Source organism: Streptomyces endocoffeicus (genome assembly GCF_016741935.1).
In the GTDB taxonomy this organism is placed as follows: Bacteria; Actinomycetota; Actinomycetes; order Streptomycetales; family Streptomycetaceae; genus Streptomyces; species Streptomyces endocoffeicus.
The window spans coordinates 1-9165 of sequence record NZ_JAERRG010000083.1 but is presented as its reverse complement, the minus strand read 5'-3'; the positions used below and the strand labels follow the sequence as shown (position 1 = coordinate 9165).

Here is a 9165-nt window from a genome sequence, read left to right as displayed (position 1 = left end):
CCTCCCAGGCCCCGGAGATGCTGCAGGAGCTGCGGGTCCTGGCCGGTGGTGAAGCACTGTCAACGCAACTGGCCCAGCGGTTGGGCGAGTTCGGGTCGCAGGTGATCAATCTCTACGGTCCGACCGAGTGCACCATCTGGTCCACCACCGCGACCCTCGACCCAGCCGACCGGGGTGCACCGCCGCTGGGTCGTCCGTTGTCCAACACCTCGGTCTACGTGCTGGACGGTGGACTCGGGTTGGTGCCACCGGGGGTGATGGGCGAGTTGTATGTAGCTGGTACCGGATTGGCCCGTGGTTATGCGGGCCGTGCCGGGCTGACGGCGGAACGGTTCGTGGCATGCCCGTTCGCCGAGCCCGGTGGGCGGATGTATCGCACCGGGGACCTGGTCCGATGGCGGGCGGACGGGCGGTTGGAGTTCGTGGGCCGGGTGGATGATCAGGTCAAGGTGCGTGGTTTCCGTATCGAGTTGGGTGAGGTGGAGGCGGCGCTGGCGTCGCATCCGCAGGTGGCGCAGGCGGCGGTCGTGGTGCGTGAGGACCGTCCTGGGGACCGGCGGCTGACCGGCTATGCCGTACCGACGGCCGGATCCCATCCGACGGCTACGGAGTTGCGGGAGTTCCTGACGGGTGTCCTGCCCGAGTACATGGTGCCTTCGGCCGTTGTCGTACTGGAGCAGTTGCCGCTGACGGCGAACGGGAAGCTGGACCGCAAGGCGCTGCCCGCCCCCGACTACACCCCGGCCCCCGGCCGCGCACCCGCCACCCCCACCGAAGAGCTGCTGTGCGGGTTGTTCGCCCAGGTGCTGGGCCTGCCCGACGTCCCGGCCGATGCCGACTTCTTCTCGCTGGGCGGCCATTCCCTTCTCGCCATGCGCTTGATGGGCCGGTTGCGCGCGGAGACCGGCGCCCGCCTGGGCATGCAGGCCCTGTTTCAGGCCCCGTCCCCGGCTCGGCTCGCTCGCCTCCTGGACGCCGGGGAAAGCTCACACGACTTCGACGCCGTCCTGGCCATCAGGTCCGAGCCGGACACACCCAAGCTGTTCTGTGTGCATCCGGCGAGTGGCATCGGTTGGGCCTACCAGGCGCTGGCCGGACACGCGGTCGGCAGCTTCTCCCTCTACGCCCTTCAGGCCCGTGGCCTCGATGTGTCGCGGGAGGCGGCGGCGAGCATCGAGGAGATGGCGGATGACTACGTGGCCGTGATGAGGTCGATCCAGCCCTCGGGGCCGTACAACCTCCTGGGCTGGTCCTTCGGCGGGCTGGTGGCGCACACCATGGCCGCACGTCTCGAGGCCATGGGGGAACGGGTCGATCGGCTGTTCCTCCTGGACGCGTATCCCCTCGAGCGGCAGAGCACCGAACCGCTCTGGTGCCCGTCCCGCAGGGAAGTGGTCGAGGACCTGCTGAGGGTCGCCCGGAATCAGTACGCCCCGGTGGCGGACGACGAGCTGTGGCGGCCACCTCTCCTCGAGACCGAGGTCAGCGAGGAGCACGTGGACGGCATCTACCGGGCCTACCGGACGAATCTCGACATGATGGCGCGCCACGCTCCTCCCGTCCTCAAGGGCGACATCGTCCTTGTGCGGGCGGTGATACCGGAAGCCGACGCGAGGACGGGCGACCCCCTGGATTGGCGGCGGTATGTGGAAGGGGACATCAGGATCGTCGACATCGACTGCACCCACTCGGAGATGCTCGACACCGCGGCGGCGAACGAGATCGGCACCGTCGTCGCTCGCGATGTCGGAGCACGGGAAACATGAGGAGCCCAGAGAACACGCGGAGTGCGGGAGTGAAGACGCGGGTCACGCCGCGCGAAGTCGGCGGGAGGGGGATCGCACCAGGTGGTCGGGCAGTACCTGGGCGACCCCCAGGGCATGCATGGCCAGCACCAGGTCATGCGTGTGCCCCGGGGTCCCCAGGAGACGGCAGTTGAGCAGGCTCTCGGCCGCGCGCAAATGGTTGCGGACCGTCTTCAGATGGACGCCGACCTTCTGCGCGGTCTGCTCCACGTTGCCGCCGAAGGCCACCCACGCCGCCAGCGTCCGCCGTAGCTCTCTGCGATCCGCGTCCAGACGTCCGAGGTAGATCCTGGCCCATTCCTGGGCGCCGTCGTCCGCCAGCAGATCGCCGAGGCTCCGCTCGCCGGACACCGCGTTCGCCGGATGGGCCGTGTGGGGCGTATGGGGAGGCAAGGCCCGGAGCTCCAGCGCGAGGCTGAGCACGGCCCGGTCGGGCAGGCAGCTGAGGTCCAGGGCGAGGAGCTCACTGACCTTCGCGATGCGCGCCGCCACCGTGTTGCGATGTGATCCGGTGGCCTTCGCCACATCGAGACGGGAGAACCGCAACGACAGATCGATCGTTCGCAGAATGCTCTCCCGCGCCGTGGGGGCGAGCGCGTCGAGCGGGCGGAGGAAGGCCTCTGCCCACGCCTGGCCGGCGCCCGGGTCGAGGAAGAAGGACAGACCGGGTTCCTCCCGGGCCGCCGTCACCAGCTTCTCCTGACTGTTCCCCGCCATGGTGAGAGCCCGATGGGCCTCTCGGTGTGCCTCCTCGAGGTTCGCCAGCGGCTTGGGGTGGCTGGCGCCCATCCTGAGCCCTGGAACGTCGGCCACCAGGTCGTGCAGCCGCTGGACGACACTCGTGCCGCGATCCTCAACGGACGAGGACGAGGACGAGGACGAGGATGAGGACGGGAGCGAGGACGAGGGCGGGAGCGGGAGCGAGGACGGCCACTCGGGCGTGACGACGAAGAGCTGATCGGAACGGAACGGCGAACGGACGACCAGGGCCCGCTGCCGCAGTGCGTTCTCCAGCTTGGAGGCCGTGGCGTTCAGCTCCCGCTCCCCACAGGTGATGAGGTGCACCCGGACCTGATCGGCGGAGAAGAGCCCGGGATACAGGGACTGGCCGATCTCCTGGGCGAGTTGGGTGAGACCGTTCAGCGCCAGATGGAGCACCGCGGCCCGCATCGAGCTCATGGTCTGCTGCAGCCGGTACTGGTCGCTGTCCATCTCCTCCGCACGGATCAGCAGGCTCAGCAGCACGGTGGAACGCGCGATGATCTTCTCGGTGGACTCGTTGAAGTCCTGGTCGCGCACCACGATGAGAACCATGTGGGGTGGGTGATAACCGATCGAGTAGAGCCGCACGCTGTGCTTCCCATGGTTGATGGACGCGGCTCCCACTTCCCCGCCCACGATGCGTTCCACCATGGCGGCCGGCGGCTCCACCAGCGGGCCCCCCGCGCTCAATTCGGACGTCAGCACGGCCTTGTGCGGATCGACCAGGCGCACCGACCCCTCCACCGCCTTGGCCAGCCGGTCGAGCAGGGTCTGCAGTCTGTGGTGCCCCTGCCTCCCCGGCCGCCGTATCTGGTCCAGCATCTCCTCCAGCTGCTGAGCGCGGTCCTCGTACTCCCGCAGCCGCTCTCGGCTGACGACCTGCGCCACCTCCGATCCGCACAGCTCCTCGCTGCCGACGAGCAGTGGCACACCGTGCTTCCTGGCATTCACCAGTACGGTCTCGGGCACGTCCTGCGGAGTGGTGCGCATGATCGCGAGTCCCGCCGCCCCGCTGCGCGCCAGGATGCGGATCCGGTGCTCGGCGGCGGCCGGATCGGTCAGCCACGGCTGATCAGGCGCCACGATGACCAGCAGATCGCGTAGCCCGGTGTCCAGGAGCCGAATGTTCCTCTCCGACTCCGGATCGGACAGCCAGACCCCCAGCACCGCGCGGGCCCGGAAGGAGTTGCGGTCGACAGCATCAAGGAAACGCAGCCCTAAGGCCGGTTTTTCGCACAGTGAACCCAAACTTGGCACCGATGCCCCCGTGACGAAGATGTTCAATGGTCCATGAAAGGTGCTGCGCCGTAGCGGGAAGTGATGCGCCGCGGCTGTGGTGCGAGAGCGCACACGCATAATGGAATGCGCGGCGGACGTCGCGCTGAAGGCGCTGCTCAGGCCGGAAAATGCCCGGACGCCGACCCTGACGGACAGATGCACGGCGGCATGGCCGACATGATGCCGAAAGCCGCACTGGCGAACTTCCGTAAGGACCGCCCGACAGCCACTGGTCCCTGGCTGTGGCGGAAAAGGGCCGCCTTCATCTCTGGTGAGACTTCATTACTGGCACTGCACACCGCAGCAACCTCCCCGTTAACGCAGCCCCGACATCATTCTGCCGTCCCGCGCCGCCTCGGCGCCGTCTCAAGATCCGAGTGGCACTGTCCTGCCACCGGCCAGGTATGCCCGTGGATGCGTGGATGATCAGGGATCGGCGTCCCCGCGGCGTCGTGCGCGCTGTATGCGCCGTACGGCGGTACGTGCTGGGCGGTACGGCGGCACGGCGAGCTGGCGGCACGGCGAGCTGGCGGCACGGCGACCTGGCTGCACGGCCGCACGACGACCTGGCGGCATGAAGAAGGCGCCCCGGTCGCGCCCGCGGACGGGCTCTCGCCGGGGCGCCTGTTCAGGCTCCTCGTACGTCGGTCACCAGGTCACGGGCAACGAGGTGAGCCCTCCCGTCAGCACGTTGTTCCTGGACACCAGCTCGTCGATCGGCACCGCGAGTCGCAGCCCGGGGAGACGGGCGAACAGCGTCTGGTACAACACGTCCAGCATGACGCGGACCAGCGGGGCGCCAATGCAGTAGTGCAGGCCGTAGGCGAGCGTCATATGCGGGTTCTCGTTCCGCGTGATGTCGAAACGCTCCGGCTCCCGGAAGACGCGGGGGTCACGATTGGCCGTCTGCGGGCTCAGCGCGATCAGATCCCCTTCGGAGATCCGCGTCCCCTTGTACTCGAAGTCGGCCCGCGCATACCTGGTGATACAGGCATCCGAGGCCGGTGCGAACCGCAGGATCTCTTCCACGGCACGGGGAGCCAGGCCGGGATCCGCTTCCAGCAGCGCCCGCTGATCCGGATTCCGCAGAAACAGCAGGGTGCCGTAGTCGGTGAACGACACACTGGTCTCGAAACCGGCGATGATCAGCGTCGATACGTACGTCTGAATGGCGTCGTCCGGCGGGAACCCCGCCTCCTGCTGCTTCAGGACCAGGTCGGTGATGACGTCGTCGGCCGGTTCGGCGCGTTTGAGTTCGATGAACTTCGCGATGTACTCACGCATTTCCCGCATGGCCGTGACGGCGAGCTGCTGGTCGCTGGTGTGGAAGGTGCCTTGCGACCAGGTGCCGAGCTGCTCACGGTCGGCGAAGGGGATGCCGAGCAACTCGCTGATGACGAACACCGGCAGCCGTTTCGCTATCTCCTGGTGGAAGTCGGCCGGCTGCGGGAGCTCCTGGAATCGGCTCAGCAGTTCGTCCACCGTCCGCTGGATCCGCGGCCGCAGGGAACGCATCCGCTGAGCGCTGAACGACGGAATCAGCACCTGCCGTGCCTTGGTGTGGTCGACGACCTCGGTCTCGTACTCGCCCCGAGGGCCGCCGAGAATAACCGCCGCGCTGTAGCGCGGTGCGTTCGGCGGATCGAAATGCGAGCGGCCCAAACGCGCGTCGGAGATGAGCTTCTTCACATCCTCATGCCGGGTGACCAGCCACGCCGGATCGCCGACAGGGGTGAGGACCTTGACGATCGGATCGTTCTCCCGCAGCTCGGCGAACCGGGGCGGCAACTCCATCAAGCCGGACTGGTCGAAGGGCAGGTGCGGAATGCTCTCATCGGTGCTCTCGGCGGCAGACATGCGATGGCCTCCTATTCGGCACGGGCTCTCTTGACGCGGGCCTGTCTACGGTTGCTCGATGACGTGGATGCACTGCCCCGGGCACTCGTAGGCCGCCGTATCGACAGCGTCCTGGTCCTCATCGGGGACATTCGCCTGACATGTCTCGCCGCCCGGTTGGTCGAGCAGCCGGCCGTTCTGGCGCACATAGGCGAGACTGTCGTCCGCGATCGAGAACACGCGCGGTGCGGTTTCCTCGCACTGTCTGCTGTTGAGGCATCTGCTCTGATCGATCCACACCTTCATGGCGCTTCTTTCCTGCTCAATGCTGCCGCTTTACCAAAGGGAGAAGGTCGGTCCATGACAGCCCCGTAGCGGTACACGGGCGCGCCGTTCACTCAACGGGCCTCTCCATGCTGCCGTGTGTCCGGCCATGGCAACGCATGCACAAGCCAAATGGCACTCTCCTGCCATCGCTCGTGAGGCGTCATACGCCGGGAAAACCGTTGAATCCGGCCTATCCGGGCCCCTGTCCGGACCTCTATCCAGACCCCGGGAGGGGCCGCCCGAGGAGGGGTGCCGGACCGCTCGCGGCACCGCGTCCACAGGGCCGTGTCCGCTGGTCACGACCGTCCGCGCGCCACGCATCTGTGCATCCGTGCCATGGCCACCAGTTGGCCTGTGCAGAGATGACCCTTTCTCTGGTTGGCGGATGGCTTGTAGCGTCGAAAATGTTTTTGGGCGGAGGCTGTGAAGCGGGGGTGGGTCCGTTCATCCGAGCCCTTTCGGCTACTGGCATCGGGTACCACCGTGCGGTCGCCGGAACCGGTCATTGAAGGGATGGAGTACGTGGGTGCAGCCGAAGTACGCCCTGGGCGTTGGCTTCGCCGCTTTCGGAGAGGCGAGTCTCCTCAAGATGTCCGACTGATCTGCTTTCCCCATGCGGGTGGCGCCGCCACCTTCTTCTTTCCCTTCGCAAGAGGGCTGAACGTCTCGGCGGAAGTCCTGGCCGTTCAGTATCCGGGAAGGCAGGACCGCCACCGGGACGCATGCATAGACAGCGTCGAGGAAATGGCCGACCTCATCTTCGAGGATGTACGGGCCCTTGACGATCGTCCGCTGTCCTTCTTCGGGCACAGCATGGGCGCGGTGCTGGCATTCGAGGTGGCGCGACGCCTCGAAGAGAAGGACGGGATCAGCCCACGACGGCTGTTCGCATCGGCCCGCCCCGCGCCCTCACGACGCCGTGACGAGAAGCTGCGGACGGACGACGCCCAGCTCATAGCGGACCTCAAGGCGCTGAACGGTCCGAACTCCAGTATCTTCGCCGATGAGGATGCCCTTCGCGTCATCCTGCCCGCCATCCGCAGCGACTACAAGGCGATCGAAGGCTATGTGGTTACTCCGGACACCAGGGTCACATGCCCTATCTCCACGGTTATCGGTGTCTCCGATGAGCGAGTGACCTCTGATGAGGCGGAGGACTGGGGAAAGCACACCACCGGGGATTTCGAGCTGATGGTCTTCCCAGGCGGCCACTTCTACCTTACTGAGCAACTGCCCGATGTCGCCCGTTTCGTCGCGGAGCGCATCTCTCAGTGAACGAATTCGGTGAATCAGGCACCTGATTGAGGCCGGGGTCCAGTTGTTTCGGTCCTTTTAGCACGACCCATTGAGAGCCCGTTGGCCGGTTTCCGGCTGGACGGCTGTCGGGCTGTCGGGCTGTCGGGCTGTCCACATCTGACATGGCGTAATTCCGTTGGCGTTGGAAGGGTTTTGCTGTGCGGGATAGGCGAGTACTTACGGATGCTGAGCTGCGCGATCGACTCTCTGATGCGTCCGAAAAGCGACAGTTCGAGATCGTGCTCGCCCTGGTACGTGAAGAGATCGCTCAGATACTCGGCTCACGCAACCCAGAAGACATCGCCGAGCAGGCTTCCTTCCGCTCTCTCGGCGTCTACCGGGAGAAGCGTCAGCAGCTGATCAGCAACCTGGCCGAGCGCTCAGGGGTTCGCCTCCCGTCGACGGCTCTGTTCGACTACCCGAACCCGGCCGCGCTGGCGCGCTTTGTGAGGTCTCGGATCGTGGGCGACGTCGCTGACGTTTCCTCCGCCCCGGCCGGCGCGACGGAAGACGACGACGACCGGCGCGATGCCGACGACCCGATCGCCATCGTGGGTCTGGCCTGCCGCTACCCCGGCGGGGTGAGCTCCCCCGATGAGCTGTGGGACGTGGTGGCCAACGGCCGGAACACCATCTCGGACTTCCCCACCGACCGCGGTTGGGACCTGGAGAACATGTTCGACCCGGACCCGGCGCATGCGGGCACCTCGTATGTGCGCAAGGGCGGGTTCTTGCACGAGGCCGCGGACTTCGACGCGGAGTTCTTCGGGATGTCGCCGCGTGAGGCGCTGGCGGTGGACCCGCAGCAGCGGTTGCTTCTGGAGACGTCGTGGGAAGCGATCGAGACTGCGGGAATCAACCCCCTTGAGCTGCGCGGCACCCCGACCGGGGTCTACTTCGGCGTCATTTACAACGACTACGCCTCGCGCCTGAGCACCTTCCCGGGTGAGCTCGAGGGGTACCTGCTCAACGGCAGTCGGCAGAGTGTCGCCTCTGGCCGTGTGGCGTACGTGCTCGGTCTTGAGGGCCCGGCGCTTTCGATGGACACGGCGTGTTCGTCGTCGTTGGTGGCCCTGCACCAGGCCAGCGCGGCGCTGCGCCGTGGTGAGTGCTCGATGGCCCTGGCCGGGGGTGTGGCGATGATGTCGGCCCCGGGTCTCTTCCTGGAGTTCTCCCGGCAGCGTGGCATGGCGGTGGACGGGGTGTGCAAGGCGTTCGCGGACGCGGCGGATGGGACCGGGTTCAGCGAGGGCGTGGGTGTGCTGTTGCTGGAGCGGTTGTCGGATGCTCGGGCGCGGGGGCATCGGGTGTTGGCGGTGGTGCGTGGTTCTGCGGTGAATCAGGATGGTGCGTCGAATGGGTTGACGGCGCCGAATGGTCCGTCGCAGGAGCGGGTGATCCGGCAGGCGCTGGTCAACGCGCGGCTGACGACGGCGGATGTGGACGCCGTCGAGGGGCATGGGACGGGCACGACGCTCGGTGACCCGATCGAGGCCCAGGCGCTGCTGGCTACGTATGGGCAGGGCCGGGAGGACGGTCGGCCGTTGTGGCTGGGGTCGTTGAAGTCGAACATCGGTCACACCCAATCGGCTGCTGGTGTGGGTGGTGTGATCAAGATGGTCATGGCCCTGAACCGGGGGGTGCTGCCGCGCACGTTGTATGTGGACCGGCCGTCTTCGCATGTGGATTGGGATGCGGGAGCGGTCGAGCTGCTCACTGAGGCGGTGGTTTGGCCGCGTGGGGAGCGGGTGCGGCGGGCGGGTGTGTCTTCCTTCGGTGTGTCGGGGACCAATGCGCACGTCATCCTCGAGGAGGCACCGGCGGCGGAAGCTGCTGGTGGGGATGTGGAGCCCTTGGTGAT

The 9165-nt window shown here is 66.9% G+C and carries 5 protein-coding genes and 1 pseudogene; 3 read left to right on the top strand and 3 right to left on the bottom strand.

Features of this window, described 5'->3' with window-relative positions:
- Positions 1 to 1766 (top strand): alpha/beta fold hydrolase (locus tag JK364_RS57930; RefSeq protein ID WP_201858738.1); only part of this gene is annotated, 1766 nt, incomplete at its 5' end.
- Between the two features lie 42 nt (positions 1767 to 1808).
- Here the strand turns inward: JK364_RS57930 and JK364_RS53540 are convergent.
- From JK364_RS53540 to JK364_RS53530, 3 genes are all read right to left on the bottom strand, one after another.
- Entirely contained in the window at positions 1809 to 3824 is a 2016-nt protein-coding gene (locus JK364_RS53540; RefSeq protein ID WP_201858737.1) for a helix-turn-helix domain-containing protein, read from the bottom strand.
- A gap of 669 nt (positions 3825 to 4493) precedes the next feature.
- Positions 4494 to 5702: a cytochrome P450 gene (locus JK364_RS53535; RefSeq protein WP_201858736.1), complete on the bottom strand. Its 1209-nt coding sequence runs from the start codon at positions 5700 to 5702 to the stop codon at positions 4494 to 4496.
- A gap of 45 nt (positions 5703 to 5747) precedes the next feature.
- Positions 5748 to 5987, bottom strand: a complete 240-nt coding sequence (locus JK364_RS53530; RefSeq protein ID WP_020866963.1) for a ferredoxin — start codon at positions 5985 to 5987, stop codon at positions 5748 to 5750.
- Positions 5988 to 6521: 534 nt separating this feature from the next.
- On the opposite strand from JK364_RS53530, the gene JK364_RS53525 reads away from it, so the two are divergent.
- Together JK364_RS53525 and JK364_RS53520 are read left to right on the top strand one after the other, a co-directional pair.
- Positions 6522 to 7283 carry a thioesterase II family protein gene (locus tag JK364_RS53525; RefSeq protein WP_201858739.1) on the top strand — a complete coding sequence of 254 codons (762 nt, stop codon included), beginning with the start codon at positions 6522 to 6524 and terminating at the stop codon, positions 7281 to 7283.
- Between the two features lie 212 nt (positions 7284 to 7495).
- Positions 7496 to 9165, top strand: a pseudogene (locus JK364_RS53520) (type I polyketide synthase); the annotation flags it as partial.

Bases quoted from the DNA above. Each gene is read 5' to 3' on its own strand.
- JK364_RS53535 (WP_201858736.1), bottom strand. From the start codon at position 5,702: ATGTCTGCCGCCGAGAGCACCGATGAGAGCATTCCGCACCTGCCCTTC.
- JK364_RS53530 (WP_020866963.1), bottom strand. From the start codon at position 5,987: ATGAAGGTGTGGATCGATCAGAGCAGATGCCTCAACAGCAGACAGTGC.
- JK364_RS53525 (WP_201858739.1), top strand. From the start codon at position 6,522: ATGGAGTACGTGGGTGCAGCCGAAGTACGCCCTGGGCGTTGGCTTCGC.